The sequence below is a fragment of the Klebsiella sp. SYXHC3 genome (assembly GCF_057196925.1).
In genome coordinates this window covers 338,312-359,486 of record NZ_JBXUNG010000005.1, presented here as the reverse complement: position 1 = coordinate 359,486, position 21,175 = coordinate 338,312, and the positions used below count along the sequence as shown (strand labels likewise).

Genomic DNA, 21,175 nt, shown 5'->3' with positions numbered 1-21,175 from the left:
AACGTTGCCGCAGGCAACGGCCCGAAGGGCGAGGCGCTTTAGCGCCGAGTAATCCTTCCCCCACCACCATCTCCTCATGTCATGCCCAGCTTAATCTACCTGCGATATTCTATATTCTGCCCTGCGGGGAAGGATGAGAAGCTTCGACTAAGGTTCGACTCGAGCGCCAGCGAGAGAACGTTGCCGCAGGCAACGGCCCGAAGGGCGAGGCGCTTTAGCGCCGAGTAATCCTTCCCCCACTACTCTTGCACACTCTCAGCCACCTGCACTGCTATCTCCTCGCTCGCGCTTCGCTTAGCGAGGCTACAGGTGGTGCCGTTTGGTAGCCCGGACAGGTGCGCAGCACCGCCTCCGGGAAAATTCACAGTGGGGGCAATCGTCTTTTTACCGGTGAACTCTTCACCACCGACGTATTGCACTGCGCATACTCTGCGAGACCATCCAGTATCGTATCCAGCTGCGCAATATCACGGACCACAAGACGCATAACAAAACAATCCTCTCCGGTGACCTTGTCACTTTCAATACACTCCGGCATAGCCTGGATATATTTATCCACTTTTTGCAGCAATCCCGGTAGCGGTCTCACTCGTACTAATGCCTGCAGACTATATCCCAGCGCCGCCAGATTCACCCGCGCGCCATACCCCTCAATTACCCCTTTTTCCTCCAGGCGTTTTACCCGCTCGGCGGTACTCGGCGAGGTCAATCCCACCTGCGCGCTCAATACCTTGAGCGAAACTCTGGCATCTTGTGTCAGGCAGGTCAGAATCGCCCGGTCTATTTCATCAATTACGTATTCCATTTATTTCACCTAATTAATAAAGGTATTCATCTGTTTTTACCTTATTTCAGATATATCAAGCTGTCAGGCTTTTCACGACAATAATGGAAAACTTCTGGAGGTGAAATATGCAGCTTTCTCGTGGTGTCTGGCAGATGAGCCTGGCGATGATCATTTCCGGCTCGATTGGCGCATTCGTGCTGCTCTCAGGGTTGCCGGTAATCGACGTGGTTTTCTGGCGCTGTCTTATCGGCGCGGTCACATTATTGCTGTTTATTTTGTTAAGCCGGCAACCCTTCAGCCGCCTGACGCGCCTCACTCTGGCGCTGGCAGTCCTTGGCGGCGTCGCGCTGGTGATCAACTGGCTGCTGCTGTTTGCCGCCTACTCACGCGTTTCTATCGGGATGGCCACCGTGGTCTACAACACCCAGCCCTTTATGCTGGTATTACTGAGCATGATACTAGGTGAAAGGGTAAGCGCGGTAAAATGGGGATGGTTACTGCTGGCCTTTGGCGGCGTGGTGATTCTGCTATCGAGCGAACTAACTCCCGGCCACGGCGACAACCTCGTTACTGGCATTGCACTGGCGTTATGCGCGGCGTTTTTTTATGCCCTGACCGCCATTATCGCCCGCAAGCTGCAGCCGCTACCGGCGCAGCATATTGCCTTTATTCAGGTTATCGTCGGTACGGTAATGCTTTTGCCGCTGGTTCATGCCCCCGAGTTTAACGGCCATTTTCCCTGGCGCTATTTGCTGATCCTCGGCATCGTCCATACCGGGATTATGTATCAACTTTTATATAGTGCGATTCAAAAGCTGCCGACGCCGGTCACTGGTTCGCTCTCGTTTATCTATCCACTGGTGGCTATCGTGGTTGACTATCTGGTTTTCCATCATGCGCTCACGCCGCTGCAGTTGGCTGGAGGGGTGCTGATTCTGTTTGCTGCGGCGGGCAACAACCTTGGCTGGGGCGAAAAAAAACCCCGCCATGGCGGGGTAAGTCAGCCGTCGAGAATGAACTAGCGACGCGCGCGCACAATCTGGTATTTGCGCGTCAGGTACTCGACCGGCGCGCTCCAGATGTGAACCAGGCGCGAGAACGGGAACAGCAGGAACAGCGTCATCCCCAGCACCAGGTGAACACGGAAGACAAAAGCTACGCCATCGAGATGCTGCGAAGCTCCGCCGTGGAAGGTCACCACCGACTGCGCCCAGCCGACCAGTTTCATCATTTCGCTACCGTCCATATGCTGGGCGGAGAATGGAATGGTCAGCAGACCCAGCGCGCATTGCACCATCAGCAACGAGAGGATCAGGATATCCGCTGTGGTGGTGGTAGCACGAACGCGCGGGCTCCGCAGACGGCGCTTGAGCAGCAGTAAACCGCCGACCAACGTCATCACGCCGCACGCGCCGCCGGCAAACATCGCCATTTTCTGCTTCACGTCGATCGGCAGGAAGGACTCATACATCCAGTGCGGGGTCAGCATGCCGAGGAAGTGACCGGCAAAAATACCCAGGATCCCGATATGGAACAGGTTTGACGCCAGGTTCATCCCTTTACGATCCAGCATCTGACTGGAGGCGGCGCGCCAGGTGTACTGGCCGTAGTCGTAGCGCAGCCAGCTGCCAATAAGGAACACTGAACCCACAATGTACGGATAGATGTCAAAGAAGAACATATTCAGGAAGTGCATTAGTGCTGTCCTCCGTTAGAGATATTCAAATATTGCGGGGCCACGGCTCCGGCAAAACGGCGCTGGTGAGCGGAGATTTCCGACTCGCCGCAGCCCTGGTCGGCAAAGAATTTGACCTGCTCTTCTTCCCAGACGGCATCCAGCGCCTGCGGTGTATCGTCGCGGGCCTCGTCGGCAATCTTCTCCGCCACTTTCTGGCTATCGACCTGAGTATTGGCAAGCTTCAACAGCAGCTCGAACAACACCGCATAGCGGCTCTCGCGCTGTTGCAGACGCGCGCTGAGCAGGCCAAGGATTGGCGCAACGTCCCGCAGGCCGCCAAGCGCTTCCTCTTCCGGCAACTGCGCCAGATACTCAAGGTACAGCGGCAGGTGATCCGGCAGCTCATGGCTATCCAGCAGCAGACCGTGGCGCTCGTACTGCGCCATCAGGTCGACCATCGCCTGCCCGCGATCGCGGGACTCGCCGTGAACATGTTCAAACAGCAGCAGCGAGGTGGCGCGGCCGCGGTCAAACAGCTCGCTATACGCCGATTGGGCGTCCAGCGGATCCTGAGCCACTAAATCGCGCAGGAAAACGCCCAGCGCCTGGGCATCTTCTTTGGCGAGTTTTTCCGATGACGCGAGAGCCTCGAACATCTCCTGCTGATGCTGCCATAAGGCAGCGTCAGGGTATTCGAGCAGACGCGACACAATCACGAGTTCAATCATGCGTGCGGCTCCGTTTTGCTGGTAACGTCAATGGCGTCAATGCGACGGCTGTTAAACAGGTTGAATTCGCTGTCAGAGCCGTGGCAACCATCGCCGAAGGTAAAGCCGCAACCGCTCTTCTCCGGGAAGGCATCGCGAGCCTGTTCGCGATGGCTGCTCGGCACCACGAAACGATCTTCGTAGTTAGCGATAGCCAGATAACGGTACATCTCCTGCGCCTGCGCTTCGCTCAGCCCGACCTCTTCCAGCGCGCGGGTATCGACGATGCCGTCGACGGTTTCCGCACGTTTGAAGTGGCGCATCGCCAGCATACGTTTCAGCGCCAGCAGTACCGGCTGGGTATCGCCCGCGGTCAGCAGGTTCGCCAGATACTGGACTGGAATACGCAGGCTTTCTACATCCGGCAGGATCCCGTTGCTACCCAGTTCGCCCGCATCGGCCGCGGACTGAATCGGCGACAGCGGCGGCACGTACCAAACCATTGGCAAGGTGCGATATTCCGGGTGCAGCGGCAGCGCCAGCTTCCAGTCCATCGCCATTTTGTAAACCGGCGACTGCTGCGCGGCTTCAATTACGCCCTGCGGTACGCCATCTTTTAACGCCTGTTCAATCACTTTTGGATCGTTAGGATCGAGGAAGACGTCCAGTTGACGCTGATACAGATCTTTCTCATTCTCGGTGCTGGCTGCGTTTTCAATCGCGTCCGCGTCGTAGAGCAGGACACCGAGATAGCGAATACGTCCCACACAGGTTTCGGAGCACACCGTCGGCATCCCGGATTCAATACGCGGGTAGCAGAAGATGCATTTCTCGGATTTCCCGCTCTTCCAGTTGAAATAGATCTTCTTGTACGGGCAGCCGGTGATGCACATACGCCAGCCGCGGCACTTATCCTGGTCGATCAGGACAATACCGTCTTCTTCACGCTTATAGATGGCACCGCTCGGGCAGGTCGCGACGCACGCCGGGTTCAGGCAGTGCTCGCATAAGCGCGGCAGATACATCATGAAGGTGTTTTCGAACTGGCCGTACATCGCCTTCTGCATGTTTTCGAAGTTCTGGTCTTTGGCGCGTTTTTCAAACTCGCCGCCGAGGATCTCTTCCCAGTTCGGGCCGCTGGTAATTTTGTCCATCCGCTGGCCGGTAATCAGCGAACGCGGACGAGCGATCGGCTGATGTTTGCTTTCCGGCGCGTTATGCAGATTCTGGTAGTCAAAATCAAACGGCTCGTAGTAATCATCGATTCCCGGCAGATGCGGGTTGGCGAAGATTTTACCCAGCAGCATCGCGCGGTTGCCCATACGCGGCTGCAGTTTACCGTTGATTTTACGGATCCAGCCGCCTTTCCATTTTTCCTGGTTTTCCCAGTCGTTCGGGAAACCGACGCCCGGCTTACTTTCTACGTTGTTAAACCAGGCGTACTCCATCCCTTCACGACTGGTCCAGACGTTTTTGCAGGTTACGGAGCAGGTGTGACAGCCGATGCATTTATCGAGATTCAGCACCATGCCGACTTGTGAACGAATTTTCATTTTACGCTCTCCTGTACCTGGTCATTACCTTCGCCGTCTAACCAGTTAATGTTCTTCATCTTACGTACCACAACAAACTCATCGCGGTTGGAACCGACGGTGCCATAGTAGTTAAAGCCGTACGCCAGGTGGCCGTAGCCGCCGATCATATGTGTCGGTTTTGGCGTAATACGGGTAACCGAGTTGTGGATCCCCCCGCGCTGACCGGTAACTTCAGAACCCGGCAGGTTAACGATACGTTCCTGCGCGTGGTACATCATGGTCATTCCTGCCGGTACGCGCTGGCTCACTACCGCACGCGCCGTCAGGGCGCCGTTGGCGTTGAAGACTTCGATCCAGTCGTTATCCTCGATACCCAGATCTTTCGCATCCGCTTCGCTCATCCAGACGATCGGCCCGCCGCGCGACAGAGTCAGCATCAGCAGGTTATCGCTATAAGTAGAGTGAATCCCCCACTTCTGGTGCGGCGTCAGGAAGTTCAGCGCCTTCTCCTTATTGCCGTTGGACTTCTCGCCCATCACCGCTTTCACCGAACGGGTGTCAATCGGCGGACGATAGACCAGCAGGCTTTCGCCAAAGTCGCGCATCCACTGGTGATCCTGATACAGCGACTGACGGCCGGAGAGCGTACGCCACGGTATCAGCTCGTGGACGTTGGTGTAGCCAGCGTTATAGGAGACATGTTCGTCTTCCAGGCCAGACCAGGTCGGGCTGGAGATGATCTTACGCGGCTGCGCCTGGATATCGCGAAAACGGATCTTCTCGTCTTCTTTGTTCAGCGCCAGATGCGCATGGTCGCGGCCGGTAAATTCGCTCAGCGCTTTCCACGCCTTCACAGCTACCTGACCGTTAGTTTCCGGCGCCAGGGTGAGGATCATCTCAGCGGCGTCAATAGCGGTCTCCAGCTTCGGCTGGCCTTTCGCCGGACCTTCCGCCTTGGTGTAGTTGAGCTTACGCAGCAGGTCCATCTCGCTCTGGGTATTCCAGGCGATACCTTTACCGCCGTTGCCGATGGTTTCCAGCAGCGGGCCGATAGAGGTGAAACGCTCGTAGGTCGCCGGATAATCACGCTCGACCGGAATAATATGCGGCGCGGTTTTACCTGGGATCAGGTCACATTCGCCTTTTTTCCAGTCTTTAACGTCAAACGGCTGCGCCATTTCCGCGGCGGAATCGTGCTGAATCGGCAGCGTCACGACGTCGGTTTCTTTGCCGAGGTGGCCTACGCAGACTTCAGAGAATTTCTTAGCGATACCTTTATAGATGTCCCAGTCGCTTTTGGATTCCCAGGCCGGGTCAACGGCGGCAGACAGCGGGTGAATAAACGGATGCATATCCGAGGTATTCATGTCGTCTTTTTCGTACCAGGTTGCGGTCGGCAGTACGATGTCGGAGTACAGACAGGTGCTCGACAGACGGAAGTCGAGCGTGACGACCAGATCCAGTTTGCCGTCAAGACCGTTATCCCGCCACTCGACTTCTTCCGGCTTCACGCCGCCCTGCTTGCCAAGGTCTTTGCCCTGAATACCATTCTCGGTACCCAGCAGGTACTTGAGCATATATTCATGGCCTTTACCGGAGGAGCCCAGCAGGTTGGAACGCCAGATAAACAGGTTACGCGGATGGTTTTTACCGTTCTCCGGCTGCTCGGCCGCAAAGCGAATAGACCCCTCTTTCAGCGATTTCACGGTGTAATCGACCGGCGTCATGCCGGCTTTCTTCGCTTCGTCAGCAATACGCAGCGGGTTCACGCCCAGCTGCGGCGCCGACGGCAGCCAGCCCATACGCTCAGCGCGCACGTTGAAGTCGATCAGATGTCCGCTGTAGCGGGATTTATCCGCCATCGGCGACAGCAGTTCCTGCGCGGTGACGGTTTCATAGCGCCACTGGCTGGAGTGGTTATAGAAGTACGATGTACTGTTCATGTGGCGTGCCGGACGCTGCCAGTCAAGGCCGAACGCCAGCGGCTGCCAGCCGGTCTGCGGACGCAGTTTTTCCTGACCAACGTAGTGCGCCCAACCGCCGCCGCTCTGGCCAACGCAGCCGCAGAAGATCAGCATGTTGATCAGCCCGCGGTAGTTCATGTCCAGATGGAACCAGTGGTTCAGGCCCGCACCGACGATAATCATCGAGCGGCCATGGGTCTTATCGGCGTTATCGGCAAATTCGCGCGCGGTACGGATGATGTGCGCGCGGGATACGCCGGTGATTTTTTCTGCCCAGGCCGGAGTGTACGCCTTGACGTCATCGTAGCTGGTCGCGCAGTTTTCATCGTTCAGACCGCGTTCCAGGCCGTAGTTCGCCATGGTCAGGTCATAAACGGTAGTCACCAGCGCGGTGGAACCATCGGCCATCTGCAGGCGTTTTACCGGCAGTTTGTGCAGCAGAATGTTTTCGAGGTCGACTTTGTTGAAATGCTCGGAACCTTCGCCGCCAAAGTATGGGAAACCGACGTTGGCGATATCATCATGGCTGCCAAGCAGGCTAAGGCGCAGCTCAATTTCTTCGCCGGTTTTACCATCGCGCTGTTCGAGGTTCCACTTGCCTTTGTCGCCCCAGCGGAAACCCAGAGAACCGTTAGGTACGGTCATTTCGCCCTTCTCGTCAAAGGCGACGGTTTTCCATTCCGGATTCTGCTCCTGGCCCAGGGAGTCAACCAGGTCGGCAGCGCGAAGCATACGGCCAGCGGCATAGTAGCCGTCGCGCTCTTCGAGCATGACCAGCATCGGCATGTCGGTGTAGCGACGTACGTAATCGGTGAAGTACTGGCTCGGTTTATCGAGGTGGAACTCACGCAGCATGACGTGGCCCATCGCCAGCGCCATCGCGGCATCGGTACCCTGCTTCGGCGCCAGCCACAGATCGCAGAGCTTGGCGATTTCGGCATAGTCCGGAGTAATCGCCACGGTTTTGGTCCCTTTGTAGCGAACTTCGGTAAAGAAGTGCGCGTCCGGGGTACGGGTCTGCGGGACGTTGGAGCCCCAGGCGATGATGTAGCTGGAGTTATACCAGTCGGCAGATTCCGGCACATCGGTCTGTTCGCCCCAGGTCATCGGCGAGGCTGGCGGCAGGTCGCAGTACCAGTCGTAGAAGCTCAGACAGGTACCGCCAATCAGCGACAGGTAACGGGCGCCGGACGCATAGGAAACCATCGACATCGCCGGGATCGGCGAAAAGCCTGCCACGCGGTCTGGACCGTAAGTTTTGACGGTATAGACGTTTGAAGCGGCAATCAGTTCGTTCACTTCTTTCCATGAAGAACGAACAAAACCGCCGCGACCGCGGGCCTGTTTAAAGCTTTTCGCTTTATCGGCATCTTCAATAATTGAAGCCCATGCCTCAACCGGATCGCTATGCTGAACTTTCGCTTCACGCCACATCTTCATCAGACGCTTACGCATCAGCGGATATTTCAGGCGGTTAGCGCTGTACAGATACCAGGAGTAGCTGGCGCCGCGCGGGCAGCCGCGTGGTTCATGGTTCGGCAGATCGGGGCGGGTACGCGGGTAATCAGTTTGCTGAGTTTCCCAGGTGACCAGGCCATTTTTGACATAAATTTTCCAGCTGCATGAGCCGGTGCAGTTCACACCGTGAGTGGAACGCACGATTTTGTCATGCTGCCAACGCTGGCGGTATCCATCCTCCCAATCCCGGTTGGTTTTAAGAAGCTGGCCGTGCCCATCGGCAAAGGTTTCACCCTTCTGTTTGAAGTAGCGAAACCGGTCCAGAAATTTACTCATCGGGTTTCTCCTGATATGGAGCCTGACGGCTCTCTGATAAATCGACATTGCTGGATTTGCAGCGAAAATAGCGCCATGCCAGAAGAGGAGAATTGATGGCGATCAATGCGAAATAGCTTATAAATCCGCACCCAACTCGCAGGTACCACCAAAGTAGTAATGATATTTATTAAATATCCAATTGTTTTATAAGGATTATTTTAAATATGACAGAATGTTAACCGGGATTTATGCCACGCTTAGGTATTAAGTGGTAGATGACGTACCGATAGTTATTTCCCTGAATTCAACAGCTTTGCACAAGTAAAAGTATGTTGTAACTAACAACAAATAATAAAAAGGGCGCACCCTGTGGCGCGCCCTGTCACTTCACATTAAGAAAAGACTTATTTCTGTTTACGGCCGTATACCGCCCAGGTGATTACTACGCAGGCAATATAGAAAACGAGGAAGACTTTCATTGCCCCGGCCGGCGAGCCGGTCAGATCCAGCGAAATACCGAACGCTTTCGGAATAAAGAAACCACCGATCGCGCCAATCGCCGAAATAAAGCCCAACGCCGCGGCGGTATCCGTCGCCGCTTCACGCATCGCTTGCGCTTCGCTGCCGCCCTGCGCTTTCACGCGGTCCATCGTAAGCTTACGGAAGATCACGGAAATCATCTGGAAGGTAGAGGCGCTGCCCAGCCCGGCGGTCAGGAACAGCACCATAAATACCGCGAAGAAGGCGATGAAGTTGCCGCCCTGACCATTTGTCGGCAGAGTCAGGAACAGTAACGCGCAGAAAATAGCCATCACCACGAAGTTCACCAGCGTCACGCGGGTCCCGCCGAGACGGTCGGAAATCGCCCCGCCCATCGAACGCGCCAGCGCGCCAATAAACGGACCGAAGAAGGCGTAGTGCAGGATCTGCACGTCCGGGAACTGGGTTTTTGACAGCATCGCAAACCCGGCGGAGAAACCGATAAAGGAACCAAAGGTCGCCAGATACAGCAGCGCCATAATCCACAGATGCAGGCGTTTAAGTACCGGCAACTGTTCGCTCAGCGATGCTTTTGAGGCCGACAGATCGTTCATAAAGAACCACGCGGCCAGGGTAAAGATGATCAGGAATGGAACCCAGATCCACGCGGCGTTTTCCAGATACAGCATTGAGCCATCCGGCTGCTCGCTACCGCTACCGCCAAAAACGGCAAAAATAGAAATCGAGACTACCAGCGGCGCAACCAGCTGCATCACGCTGACGCCCATGTTACCCAGACCGCCGTTAACCCCCAGCGCGCCGCCCTGCTTTTCTTTCGGGAAGAAGAAGCTGATGTTCGCCATACTGGAAGCAAAGTTAGCGCCGGCAAAGCCGCACAGCAGAGAGATAATCACGAACACGCTAAACGGTGTGGAAGTATCCTGTACCGCAAAGCCAAGCCAAACGCACGGAATAATCATGATACCGGTACTGAACGCCGTCCAGCGGCGGCCGCCGAACAGCGGGACCATAAAGGCATAAGGTACGCGCAGCAGCGCGCCGGAAAGCGCTGGCAATGCGGTTAACATAAACAGCTGATCGGTAGTGAACTGAAAACCCACTTTATTGAGGTTTACCGCGACGGCGCTAAACAACATCCAGACGCAGAACGCCAGTAAAAGACAGGGAACGGAGATCCATAAATTGCGGCTCGCCACACGGTGGCCGCGCTGTTGCCAAAACTCAGGATCTTCAGGACGCCAGTCGGTGATGACTGAGCTGCTAGCCTTCTCCGGGATTGAAGATTGACTCATAGATACCTCTGATTATTCATATTTCCTGATGCTACCTTAGGGGTTGCTCAAGGCTGTAAGTTGATATAAATCAAAGGAAAAGCGCGAGCCATTTTGTACAAAAATAAATCATGCTCCGAAGTGAGTAGATAATTATGAGAAAAAAAGTGTGGTTTTTCACGCGACTGCTGGGTTCGTGGTTATCCCTCCCACCACGCCACCTACCACCGACAATTAAGGGGTAATCCCTTAGGGGTATGGGTATACTCCAGGGGATAGCCGAGAATAAGCGCCACTCCCGGAGAGATGACCCATCAGGAGCCACCCATTCCATGTTAAAACGTTTGTTTACGCCGCTCACATTGGTTAATCAGTTGGCGTTAATCGTACTGCTCGCCACCATTATTGGCGTGGCCGGTATGGCGATATCCGCCCGCCTGGTGCATGGAGTGCAGGGCAGCGCCCACGCCATTAACAAGGCAGGCTCGTTGCGTATGCAGAGTTACCGCCTGCTGGCGGCTATTCCGCTGACGGCCAACGATCAAAAGCTGTTTAACGATATGACCGCTACCGTATTTAGCCCGGAGTTGCAATACTCCGCGCGTCGTGACGGCCAGGAAGTACAGCTGAAAGCGCTGCAGCAATATTGGCAGTTGTCGCTGGGACCGGGCATGAAACAGGCCGTCAGGCAAAGCGACGTGGCACAGGATGTCGCCGACTTTGTCGACCGTATTGACCAGTTGGTTACCGCTTTCGACCACACCACCGAACAGCGTATCGAGCGCGTGGTCTGGATCCACCGCATCCTCGCCATCGGCATGGCGCTGCTGCTGATCTTTACCATTATCTGGCTGCGCGCCCGCCTGCTGCGGCCATGGAAACAGTTACTGGGTATGGCGCGGGCGGTCAGCCAGCGCGATTTTACCCAGCGCGCGCACATCAGCGGTCGCAACGAAATGGCGACCCTCGGCATGGCGTTGAATAACATGTCGGAAGAGCTGGCGGAAAGCTACGCCGTGCTTGAACGGCGGGTACAGGAAAAGACCGCCGGCCTCGAGCAGAAAAACGAGATCCTGGCCTTTTTATGGCAGGCCAACCGTCGATTACACTCCAGCGCCCCGCTGTGCGAGCGCATCTCACCGGTGCTGAACGGTCTGCAGGGGCTGACGCTATTACGAGATATTGAAGTGCGGGTGTATGACCTCGAGGATGAAGACAATCATCAGGAGTTTGCCTGCCACTCCGATATCGAATGCGATGATAAAGGCTGCTATCTATGTCCGCGCGATCTTCCCCCGCTGCCGGATGGCGGCACAACGCTGAAATGGCGACTATCAGACGCGCATAACCAGTATGGCATCCTGCTGGCAACGCTGCCGGTTGGCCGCCACCTGAGCCACGACCAACAGCAACTGGTCGACACGCTGGTGGAGCAGTTGACCAGCACCCTGGCGCTGGATCGCCATCAGGAAAAACAGCAGCAGCTCATCGTGATGGAAGAGCGTGCCACCATCGCCCGCGAGCTTCACGACTCTATCGCCCAGTCGCTCTCGTGCATGAAGATGCAGGTAAGCTGTCTGCAGATGCAGGGCGATAGCCTGCCGGATGAAAGCCGGCTGCTGTTGGGGCAGATCCGCAACGAACTCAATACCTCCTGGGCGCAGCTAAGGGAGCTGTTAACCACCTTCCGCCTGCAGCTTACCGAGGCGGGTCTGCGCCCGGCGCTGGAGGCCAGTTGTCAGGAGTACAGCGCGCACTTTGGTTTCACGGTGCAACTGGATTATCAGTTGCCGCCACGTTTTGTCCCGTCGCATCAGGCGATTCACCTGCTGCAGATCGCCCGCGAGGCGTTAAGCAATGCGTTGAAGCATGCTAACGCGACAGAAGTCATCGTGACCGTGTCACAACGCGATAATCAGGTACGTTTAGTCGTTGCCGATAACGGCCGCGGCGTACCGGAAAACGCGGAGCGAAGTAACCATTACGGTTTAATTATTATGCGGGATCGCGCGCAAAGCTTGCGCGGCGACTGTCAGGTGCGCCGCCGGGAGACCGGCGGTACCGAAGTCGTGGTGACATTTATCCCGGAAAAATCGTTTTCAATCCAATAAGGAGACCCCTATGAGTCAACAGGAACGGGCAACCATCCTTCTCATTGATGATCATCCCATGCTGCGCACTGGCGTAAAGCAACTGGTTAGCATGGCGCCGGACATTCAGGTTATCGGCGAAGCCAGTAATGGCGAACAAGGTATCGAACTGGCGGAATCGCTGGATCCGGACCTGATTCTACTGGACCTTAATATGCCAGGGATGAACGGCCTCGAAACGCTCGACAAGCTGCGGGAAAAATCGCTCTCCGGCCGCGTGGTGGTATTCAGCGTCTCCAATCATGAAGAGGACGTAGTGACCGCCCTGAAACGCGGCGCCGACGGCTACCTGCTGAAAGATATGGAACCAGAAGATCTGCTGAAAGCGCTGCAGCAGGCCGCTGCAGGCGAAATGGTATTAAGCGAAGCGTTAACCCCGGTACTGGCCGCCAGCCTGCGCGCTAATCGCGCCACGTCCGACCGCGACATCAGCCAGTTGACCCCGCGCGAGCGTGATATTCTGAAGCTGATTGCCCAGGGCCTGCCGAACAAAATGATTGCCCGCCGCCTGGATATCACCGAAAGCACCGTTAAAGTGCATGTGAAACACATGCTGAAGAAAATGAAGCTGAAATCACGGGTTGAAGCCGCCGTCTGGGTTCACCAGGAACGGATCTTCTAAGGCGATTCCGTCCAGGAAACGTCGGGAGCCGTAAACGTCACCAGCGGCTCGGTCAGCGCCAGTGCGATCTCATTGGAAGAGACGCGCTGACCCGATTTATCTTCAACCACCACCGACAGACGCCAGCGATTCACCGCGCCCGGCTCGCTGTTCCACACCGGCATAATGATGCTCCAGCCATCCGCACTGTTGGCATTAACCGGCGGCGTCAGGCTTAGCGCCTGAGTGTCCCCCTGCCAATGCAGCGATTTAATGCCGTGCAGGCTATTAATTTGCAACTTCAGCTGTACCGTTTCACCGGAGTGCAGATCCCACGGCGGCGTCGCCAGATAGACCGTCAGATTCTTACGCTGTCGATACTCCACTACCGGCAGATTATCGCGTTCCGGGCTATCGTAGCGGCTGCCGCGTAGCGAGTTGCTGATAGCCACTTCATCCGCCGCCAGTTGCTGTTTCAGCGGTACCCCAAAACGATAATTCAGCTTCAGGCCGACATTATTCTGGCTGACGCCATTTTCACCCTGTTTGTGTTTAGCGGTGACCGTCACCAACGGTACCGGGGTGTAATTCAGTCCCACCGAAACCGCCACCGGATTATGATATCCGGTACCGGAATGAAACAGATCGACACTATCGCCGAAGTACTGTTCGACGCTGACGCTGGTATTGATGTGCTGATAAAACGGCAATCGTGCCTGGGCAGTCACGTCATAACCGACGGCCATCCGCTGCTCCTGGGTCTGATTTTCCCGCAACTGCCAGTCGCCAAGTGGGTGGTAATAGTTGGCCGATAAGCGCAAATACTCGCCCCAGGCTTCCGCGCCGATGCTGCCGCGCGCCAGGCTCTCGCTGAGCACTTTGTCGTAAAACGAGTTATAACCCAGCAGCCAGCTACCGACACGCCAGCGCTGGCCCAGCCCAACATTGCCAACCAGATCGTTCTCGCGCCGGGTAACCGAATATTGATTCCAGGTGAGGTAACGCTCATTGTCCTGCAGCGGCACAAACCAGCTACCCTTGCTGCCGGTGAAGTTACCCTCTTTATCCACCAACAGGTCGATATTGGCATTACCCCACGGCGACAGCCAGTTTTCCAGTTGATGGCTGAACTCATTGCCGATTTTGCTGATGGCGAACATCCGCGCCTGCTCGCCGGTGGTGAGTCCGTTATCGCTCATGCTGGCTTCGCCGAATTTCTTGGCCATCTCGGCGAAATGTTTGGCATCGTCGTCGACCTGCGGCGCTATGCCTAAATCGGGCAGCGTCGTTTGCGGCGGCATACTGTTATCGTTAGCAATCAGCGCCCAGGCGGGAGCGCCTGTCAGCAGCAGGAGAAGCGTCAGTGATGGGGTTAAGCGGTACGGCAAAGGCATCAAACGGATTAACGTAAGCTCACGGGGAATAACCACATCACGTTAGTTTATCGTTTTTTGCCCTTCCCCGCAGCCCTGTGGGCCATTCCAGGAATAAACTGAAACCGGTTGACGTTTGCTGTCCCCGATCATCAAACCGGCGTTCGGGTTTGATTTGCCGCCAGCAGCGCTTTGAGTTCCGGAATACAGGAACCACAGTTGGTGCCGCACTTGAGCTTCGCGCCAAGCGCCTCTACGCTGACGCAGCCGCCGGCAATAGCCTCGCCGATCTGCCGCTCGTCGATACTAAAGCAACTACAGATAGTCTGCCCACGCGGCGCGCTGTCGCCGCCCTTACGGCCGCTGAGCAACGCATGGCGTAGGCCGGCGGTCTGCGGCGGCGTCCGAAACGCCGTATACAGCCATTCAGCATCGATTTGCGGCGGCTTAATATCGCTCCAGCAGCCGAGCATCAATTGCCCGTCGTGCCAGGCCAGTAGGTTCCACAGCCCGCCGCCCTCGGCAATTTGCAACTGCCATCCCTGCTTGCGACACCACTCGGTCAGCCAGCTTTGCGGGCCGGTATCCGCGGCCAGCGACAAATGGCTAAGCCCTACCACCGCCCGTCGCCGCCAGTGCAGCGAGGATGGCAACGCTAAGGACTCGCGAGATAAGAGCTCTCCTTGCCATGCCGACCGCCACGGCGCTATCGCCACCGCCGACTGCTTGCTCTCCGGCTGCCCGGAATGCGGATCGGTGACCGCCGCCAGTAAATTATTGACCCGTCCCTGGCGGGCAAACTGATTATTCCAGTGCATCGGCACAAAGAGCGAACCGGCGCGCTGCCCTTCGCTGACTATCACCTTCGCAATCATCACGCCGTGGCGTGACCAGACGCGAGCCAGTTCTCCCTCACGTAATTGAAAGCGACGCGCATCGGCAGGCGCCACCTCGACGACCGGTTCGGCAATGTGCTGCATCAACCGCGGTATGTCGCCGGTGCGGGTCATGGTATGCCACTGATCGCGAATACGTCCGCTATTGAGGATTAATGGATAAAATGCCTCGGTCTGCGCCCGGGTCGGCTGCGGCGACACCGGCATCATCCGCAACCTGCCGTCGCCGTGCCAGCCCTCCGTTAACCGCCAGGGCGCGGTGCTGCGGCTCACCGGCCAGCGCACCGGCGCCAGGGCATCCCACGCCTCCCGGCTGAGGTCCGCCAGCCCGCCAATATCAAACGCCCGCTGACCGTCATTTTCAAATCCTGAGAGCGCCGCGTGTTCACAAAACACCTCATGCGGATGTTGCCATGAAAAAGCCCGGGCATAACCTAATTCGGCGGCGAGACGGGAAATGATCCACCAGTCGGCTTTCGCCTCCCCCGGCGGCGGCAAAAAAGCCCGCTGACGCGAAATTCGCCGCTCCGAGTTGGTCACGGTACCGTTTTTTTCGCCCCATGCCAGCGCCGGAAAGCGGATATGGGCAAAGCGCCCCGTATCAGTATTGGCGGCGACATCGGAGACCATCACCAGCGGACACCTGGACAGTGCCTGGCTCACCGCGTGGCTATCGGGCAGTGAGACCACTGGATTGGTCCCCATAATCCACACCGCTTTGACCTCGCCGCGTCCAATCGCGGCGAAGAGTTCGACGGCGGTTAGCCCTGGCGTCTGCGCCAGTCGCTCGCTGCCCCAAAAGCGCGCTAATCGCTGCAGGTCCTGCGGCTCAAAATTCATATGCGCCGCCAGCATCGTCGCCAGCCCCCCCACTTCACGCCCGCCCATGGCGTTGGGTTGACCGGTCAGCGAAAACGGCCCGCAGCCGCGGCGGGCAAACTTCCCGCTGGCAAGATGGACATTGATAATCGCGTTGCACTTATCGCTGCCGCTGGCGGACTGATTAATTCCCATGGTGTACAGCGTGATGGCGCGAGGCGCAGCGATAAAATCACGATAAAAGCGAGCCACTTGCTCCGGCGCCAGGCCGCAGAAAGCGGCCGCTTTTTCCACACTCCATTGCGCGGCGATGGTCAGCGCCTGCCGCTGGTCGCGAAAACCCGCCGCCATTCCACCGCTGGCGGCAATGGCATTTAGCAGGCCGACAAATAGCCCGCCATCGCTACCGGGCGCCAACGCCAGATGATCGTCGGCAATATCGCAGGTCGCGGTGCGTCGCGGATCCACCACCACGATCCGCAACCGCGGATTATCGCGTTTCGCCTGCGCCAACCGCTGATAGAGAACCGGATGCGCCCAGGCGGCGTTGGAGCCCACCAGCACCACCAGATCGCTCTGCTCGACATCTTCATAGCTGCACGGCACGACGTCCGCGCCGAGCGCCCGCTTATAGCCGGTGACCGCCGATGACATACATAACCGCGAATTCGTATCGATATTGGCGGCGCCGATAAAGCCCTTCATCAGCTTGTTGGCGGCGTAATAATCCTCAGTTAACAGCTGACCGGAGGCGTAAAACGCCACCGCCTGCGGGCCGTAGCGCTCAATAATGTCGCGCAGACGTGAACCCGCCTCCGCCAGCGCCTGCGGCCAGCCGACCGCCCGGCCATCGACTTCAGGGTGTAATAACCGCCCGCTAAGCGAGGTCGTTTCCCCAAGCGCTGCCCCTTTTACGCACAAGCGGCCAAAGTTAGCGGGATGGTTTTCATCGCCGCGAACCGTGACGGTTCCACTGGGTTCAACGCGGGCGATAACTCCGCAGCCGACGCCGCAGTATGGACAGGTGGTTCGGGTTTCGCTCATCAGCTCGCCTCCGCGCGCAGCAGCAATGCCTGGTTGCCGACCCACACTTTGCCCTGTTCGATCTTCACCGGCCACGCGCGCACCGACGGCTCGCCGCTGTCGTACAAGCGACCATCTCGCAAGCGAATCCGCTGTTTATACAGCGGCGAAATAACGATCGGCTCGCCGCCCGCGTCGCCTAAAATGCCGCGCGATAACACGTTGGCCTCGCTGCCGGGTTCCTGGTTATCCAGCGCATAAACTTGCTCGCCGAAGCGGAACAGCGCAATTTGCCGCTCGCCGAGGCGCGCGCCGATCCCCGCCTGCGGCGGGATCGCGTCCAGATCGCAGATCGCCTGCCACGGCCGCGACGGCAGGGCCGGTTGCCCAAGCCCTTGCGGCGCCACCAGCTGCGGCTGACCGCGCAGGATTTGCCGCTGCACCGCCTCATCGGCCTCATCGCTGTTAACGTAGGAACGGAATAGCGCCAGCCGCTGTGGATCGTTCAGGGTGGTCTGCCATTCGCACTGGTAGCTATCCACCACCCGCGCCATCTCCTGCTCCAGCTCATCGCCGATTCCGAGACTATCGTGCAAGATCACCTCGCGTAGATACGCCACGCCGCCTTCAAGGTTATCCATCCAGTTACTGGTGCGCTGCAGGCGGTCGGCGGTGCGAATATAAAACATCAACAACCGATCGACGGTACGGATTAGGCTGGCGTCATCAAGGTCACTCGCAAAGAGGTCCGCATGGCGCGGTTTCATCCCGCCGTTGCCGCAGACGTAAAGATTCCAGCCCTTTTCAGTCGCAATAACCCCAATGTCTTTACCTTGCGCTTCGGCACATTCGCGGGTACAGCCCGAGACCGCCATTTTGATTTTATGCGGCGCGCGCAGCCCCTTGTAACGATGTTCAAGCCTTACCGCCAGCCCCGTTGAATCCTGAACCCCATAGCGGCACCAGGTCGAGCCGACGCAGGATTTTACCGTGCGTAATGATTTGCCGTAGGCGTGTCCGGTTTCAAATCCCGCCGCCGCCAGCTCGCGCCAGATGTCCGGCAGTTGCTCCAGCCGCGCGCCAAACAGGTCGATACGCTGTCCTCCGGTCACTTTACTGTACAGCTGGTAACGTTTGGCGATCTGGCCGATAGCGATAAGCCCGTCCGGTGTCACTTCGCCTGCGGCCATCCGCGGCACCACCGAGTAAGTACCGTCTTTCTGAATATTGGCGAAGTAGCGATCGTTGGTGTCCTGCAGCGGCAGATGCGCCGGTTTCAGCAGATACTCATTCCAGCAGGAGGCCAGTACCGACGCCACCAGCGGTTTACACACTTCACAGCCGTGGCCCTGCCCGTAACGGCTAATGAGCTGATCGAAGGTATGGATGTGGTTGACTCGTACCAGATGATAGATCTCCTGCCGCGACCACGGAAAATGCTCGCAGATATCTTTTTTAACCTCGACGCCCTGCCCGGCAAGCTGGTGTTCCATCACCTGTTTGACCAGCGCGCTACAGCCCCCGCAGCCGGTCGCCGCTTTAGTGCAGCTTTTTATCGCCGCCATGTCGCCCGCTCCGGCGCTGACCGCCTGGCAAATGTCTCCCTTACTGACGTTATGGCAAGAGCAAATCTGCGCGCTATCCGGCAGCGCAGCCACCCCCAGCGCTTTCGTCGTGGCCCCATCCATGGCCGGGAGGATCAGACTTTCCGGACGAGACGGTAGCGCCATGCCGTTCAGCATCATCTGCAACAGCGTCGCGTAGTCACCGGCATCGCCCACCAATACGCCGCCCAGCAGCGTTTTGCCATCAGCGCTGACAACGATCTTTTTGTAGATCTGCCGCGGACCATCGGTCCATTGATAGCTCTGGCAACCAGCTGTACGTCCGTGAGCATCGCCAAACGACGCTACATCCACGCCGAGCAGTTTGAGTTTGGTGCTCATATCGGCGCCGCTAAAGCGGGCGGTTTCGCCGGCCAACTGCGCAGCCGCGGTGCGCGCCATGTGGTAGCCCGGCGCCACCAGGCCATAAATTTTGTTGTCCCACAGCGCGCATTCGCCAATCGCCAATATATCTGCGTCCGAGGTCCGGCAGTGGTCATCGATACCGATACCGCCGCGTTCGCCGATTGCCAGGCCTGCGCCGCGCGCCAGCGCATCCTGCGGGCGGATCCCGGCGGAAAAGACCACCATATCGGTCTGCAGCGTGCCGCCATCGGCGAAGTTAAGCTGCAGCCCGTCGGCGGTGCGCACTATCGCCGTTGTCGCTTTGCTGGTGTGCACGCCAACCTCAAGATCGAGAATTTTCTCCCGCAGCATCGCCGCGCCGCCGTTATCCAGCTGCACCGCCATCAGGTTGGCGGCGAACTCCACCACATGGGTCTTAAGCCCCAACTGTTTTAACGCGTTGGCGGCTTCCAGCCCCAACAGCCCGCCTCCAATGACTACCCCGCTCTGCGCAGTGGCGGCGCGGGCGGCAATGCGGTCAAGATCGTCAAGCGTACGATAGACGAAGCAGCCTTCTTCATCGTTACCGGGGATTGGCGGCACGAAGGGATAGGAGCCGGTCGCCAGCACCAGCTTATCCCAATGGGTTTCATGGCCGTGGGCATCGCGCACGATTCGCGCCGGACGATCGATTTCCGCGATCGTCTCTCCTGGCCGCAGCTCAATCCCGTACTGGTTAAAAAAGTCTCCCTCTACCAGCGATAGCGACTCTGCGCTGCGCCCGGCGAAATATTCCGAGAGATGAACCCGGTCATAGGCGGCATAGCGCTCTTCGCCAAAAACCACGATATGGTACTGCTGGTGCAGGTTCCGGCTCACGCATTGCTCAAGAAAATGGTGGCCGACCATGCCGTGTCCGACCAGCACTAATACAGGTTTAGTCATCGTAATTTTTCCTGCAGCCCGCGGCTGCGTTATAGAAGGGTCAAAAAGCCACTCCGCTGAAGGAGACTTATCGCTGCCGAGCAGCGCGGTAAGCGGCGCCGCATGCTGACAGTCGCCCAGCAGCAGCACGCCGTGCAGCCGGCCATCGCGGACCAACAGGCGACGGTAGTGGCGATCGATGGGGTCCCAACTGCTGTAGATCTGGTCCTGCTCGCCGGCCCGCTGTTCACCGGCGCTAAAAAACTCGATACCGGTGACCTTCAGCCGGGTGCCGCCGTCCTGCCAGCTGAATTCTTCGCCGGGAACCCCGCACAGGCGTTCAACTAACACATCGGCCTGGCGCAAGCAGGGAGCCACCAGCCCCCAGGTTTGGCCGTCAATCTCACAACACTCGCCGATAGCGCTGATCCCCGGCACCGAGGTCGCCATCCGGCGGTCGACGATAATCCCCCGCTGGCAGGCTACGCCGCTGCGCGCCGCCAGACGGATATCCGGCCGCACTCCGGTGGCCAACACCACCCGGCTGGCGGCAAAAGCGCGCCCGTCCTCCAGCCGCACATGCTGCTCGTCAATAGCGGCAATTCGGCTCTCCAGCTCGCAGCGGATGCCGCGTGCCTCAAGCTGTTGTTTTAACTGTTCCGCAGCGAAAGCATCGGTAAGCGGCTCCATCAAACCGCTACCGCGATGGAGTAGCGTCACTTCCCCACCGTGACGGCGCAGCGCCGCCGCGACCTCCACGCCCAATACGCCACCGCCGATTACCACCGCCGGGCCGGGGATTGCCAGGATGTCTTTAACATCCGCCAGGGTGCGAAAGGCGAATACCTGCGGGCGCTCAATGCCCGGCAGCGACGGGATAAACGGCTGCGATCCGGTGGCGAACACCAGTTCATCCCATCCCAGCCAGTCGCCGCCGACGCGCAACCTCCGCCCGGCGACATCCACTTCGCTGACCGCCTCGCCAAGCCGCACGCGGACACCATGCTGTGCGTACCACTCCGTCGGCAGCAGTTGGATTTGCGCCGCCGTTTTTTCCCCGCCGAGTACCGGCGAGAGCTGAATGCGGTTGTAGGCCGGCTGCGGTTCATCGCCGATAAGCGTGATGATGAAACGCCCCTGCGCGCGCGCCGCCAGCTTCTCTGCCAGCCGGGTTGCCGCCATACCGTTGCCGATAATTACCAGTCGCCGCATCATTCCGCC

Annotated in this window: 12 protein-coding genes and 2 other RNA genes; 5 read left to right on the top strand and 9 right to left on the bottom strand. The window is 57.9% G+C overall.

The window, feature by feature from the left end:
• Both AC2CGP_RS15905 and AC2CGP_RS15900 read left to right on the top strand, forming a co-directional pair.
• Positions 1-69, top strand: a non-coding RNA gene (locus tag AC2CGP_RS15905) — RtT sRNA; the annotation flags it as partial.
• Between the two features lie 43 nt (positions 70-112).
• Positions 113-245: non-coding RNA, RtT sRNA (locus AC2CGP_RS15900), on the top strand.
• A gap of 116 nt (positions 246-361) precedes the next feature.
• On the opposite strand, the gene AC2CGP_RS15895 is transcribed toward AC2CGP_RS15900, so the two are convergent.
• Positions 362-805: an Lrp/AsnC family transcriptional regulator gene (locus AC2CGP_RS15895; protein ID WP_015367081.1), complete on the bottom strand. Its 444-nt coding sequence runs from the start codon at positions 803-805 to the stop codon at positions 362-364.
• Positions 806-912: 107 nt separating this feature from the next.
• Between AC2CGP_RS15895 and AC2CGP_RS15890 the strand changes: the two genes are divergently transcribed.
• Positions 913-1,809, top strand: a complete 897-nt coding sequence (locus tag AC2CGP_RS15890) for a DMT family transporter (RefSeq protein WP_047079572.1) — start codon at positions 913-915, stop codon at positions 1,807-1,809.
• Here AC2CGP_RS15890 and narI read toward each other — a convergent pair.
• The 5 genes from narI to AC2CGP_RS15865 all read right to left on the bottom strand — a co-directional run bounded on the left by narI (position 1,806) and on the right by AC2CGP_RS15865 (position 10,240).
• Positions 1,806-2,483 (bottom strand): respiratory nitrate reductase subunit gamma, encoded by a 678-nt coding sequence (narI, locus tag AC2CGP_RS15885; RefSeq protein ID WP_126028739.1) that lies wholly within the window; start codon positions 2,481-2,483, stop codon positions 1,806-1,808. The genes AC2CGP_RS15890 and narI overlap by 4 nt on opposite strands.
• A complete protein-coding gene (narJ, locus tag AC2CGP_RS15880; RefSeq protein WP_015705098.1) occupies positions 2,483-3,193 on the bottom strand; it encodes a nitrate reductase molybdenum cofactor assembly chaperone in 711 nt (236 codons plus the stop codon). The genes narI and narJ overlap by 1 nt, the downstream gene beginning before the upstream one ends.
• Positions 3,190-4,725 (bottom strand): nitrate reductase subunit beta, encoded by a 1,536-nt coding sequence (narH, locus tag AC2CGP_RS15875; RefSeq protein ID WP_015705097.1) that lies wholly within the window; start codon positions 4,723-4,725, stop codon positions 3,190-3,192. The genes narJ and narH overlap by 4 nt, the downstream gene beginning before the upstream one ends.
• A complete protein-coding gene (locus AC2CGP_RS15870) occupies positions 4,722-8,465 on the bottom strand; it encodes a nitrate reductase subunit alpha (protein ID WP_015367086.1) in 3,744 nt (1,247 codons plus the stop codon). Before AC2CGP_RS15870 ends, narH begins: the two co-directional genes overlap by 4 nt.
• A gap of 386 nt (positions 8,466-8,851) precedes the next feature.
• Positions 8,852-10,240, bottom strand: a complete 1,389-nt coding sequence (locus AC2CGP_RS15865; RefSeq protein WP_015705095.1) for a NarK family nitrate/nitrite MFS transporter — start codon at positions 10,238-10,240, stop codon at positions 8,852-8,854.
• Positions 10,241-10,551: 311 nt separating this feature from the next.
• Here AC2CGP_RS15865 and narX point away from each other — a divergent pair, with 311 nt between their 5' ends.
• A complete protein-coding gene (narX, locus tag AC2CGP_RS15860; RefSeq protein ID WP_015367089.1) occupies positions 10,552-12,330 on the top strand; it encodes a nitrate/nitrite two-component system sensor histidine kinase NarX in 1,779 nt (592 codons plus the stop codon).
• Positions 12,331-12,340: 10 nt separating this feature from the next.
• Positions 12,341-12,991, top strand: coding sequence for a two-component system response regulator NarL (gene narL, locus AC2CGP_RS15855; RefSeq protein ID WP_015705094.1), 651 nt, complete (start codon positions 12,341-12,343; stop codon positions 12,989-12,991).
• On the opposite strand, the gene AC2CGP_RS15850 is transcribed toward narL, so the two are convergent.
• The 3 genes from AC2CGP_RS15850 to nirB form a co-directional block, all read right to left on the bottom strand.
• Entirely contained in the window at positions 12,988-14,364 is a 1,377-nt protein-coding gene (locus AC2CGP_RS15850) for a YchO/YchP family invasin (protein ID WP_032711419.1), read from the bottom strand. The genes narL and AC2CGP_RS15850 overlap by 4 nt on opposite strands.
• Before the next feature lie 131 nt (positions 14,365-14,495).
• Positions 14,496-17,102, bottom strand: a complete 2,607-nt coding sequence (locus tag AC2CGP_RS15845) for a nitrate reductase (RefSeq protein ID WP_213760078.1) — start codon at positions 17,100-17,102, stop codon at positions 14,496-14,498.
• On the bottom strand, positions 17,102-21,169 hold the full coding sequence (gene nirB / locus AC2CGP_RS15840) for a nitrite reductase large subunit NirB (RefSeq protein ID WP_213760079.1): 4,068 nt from the start codon (positions 21,167-21,169) through the stop codon (positions 17,102-17,104). Before nirB ends, AC2CGP_RS15845 begins: the two co-directional genes overlap by 1 nt.
• Positions 21,170-21,175: the final 6 nt, after the last annotated feature.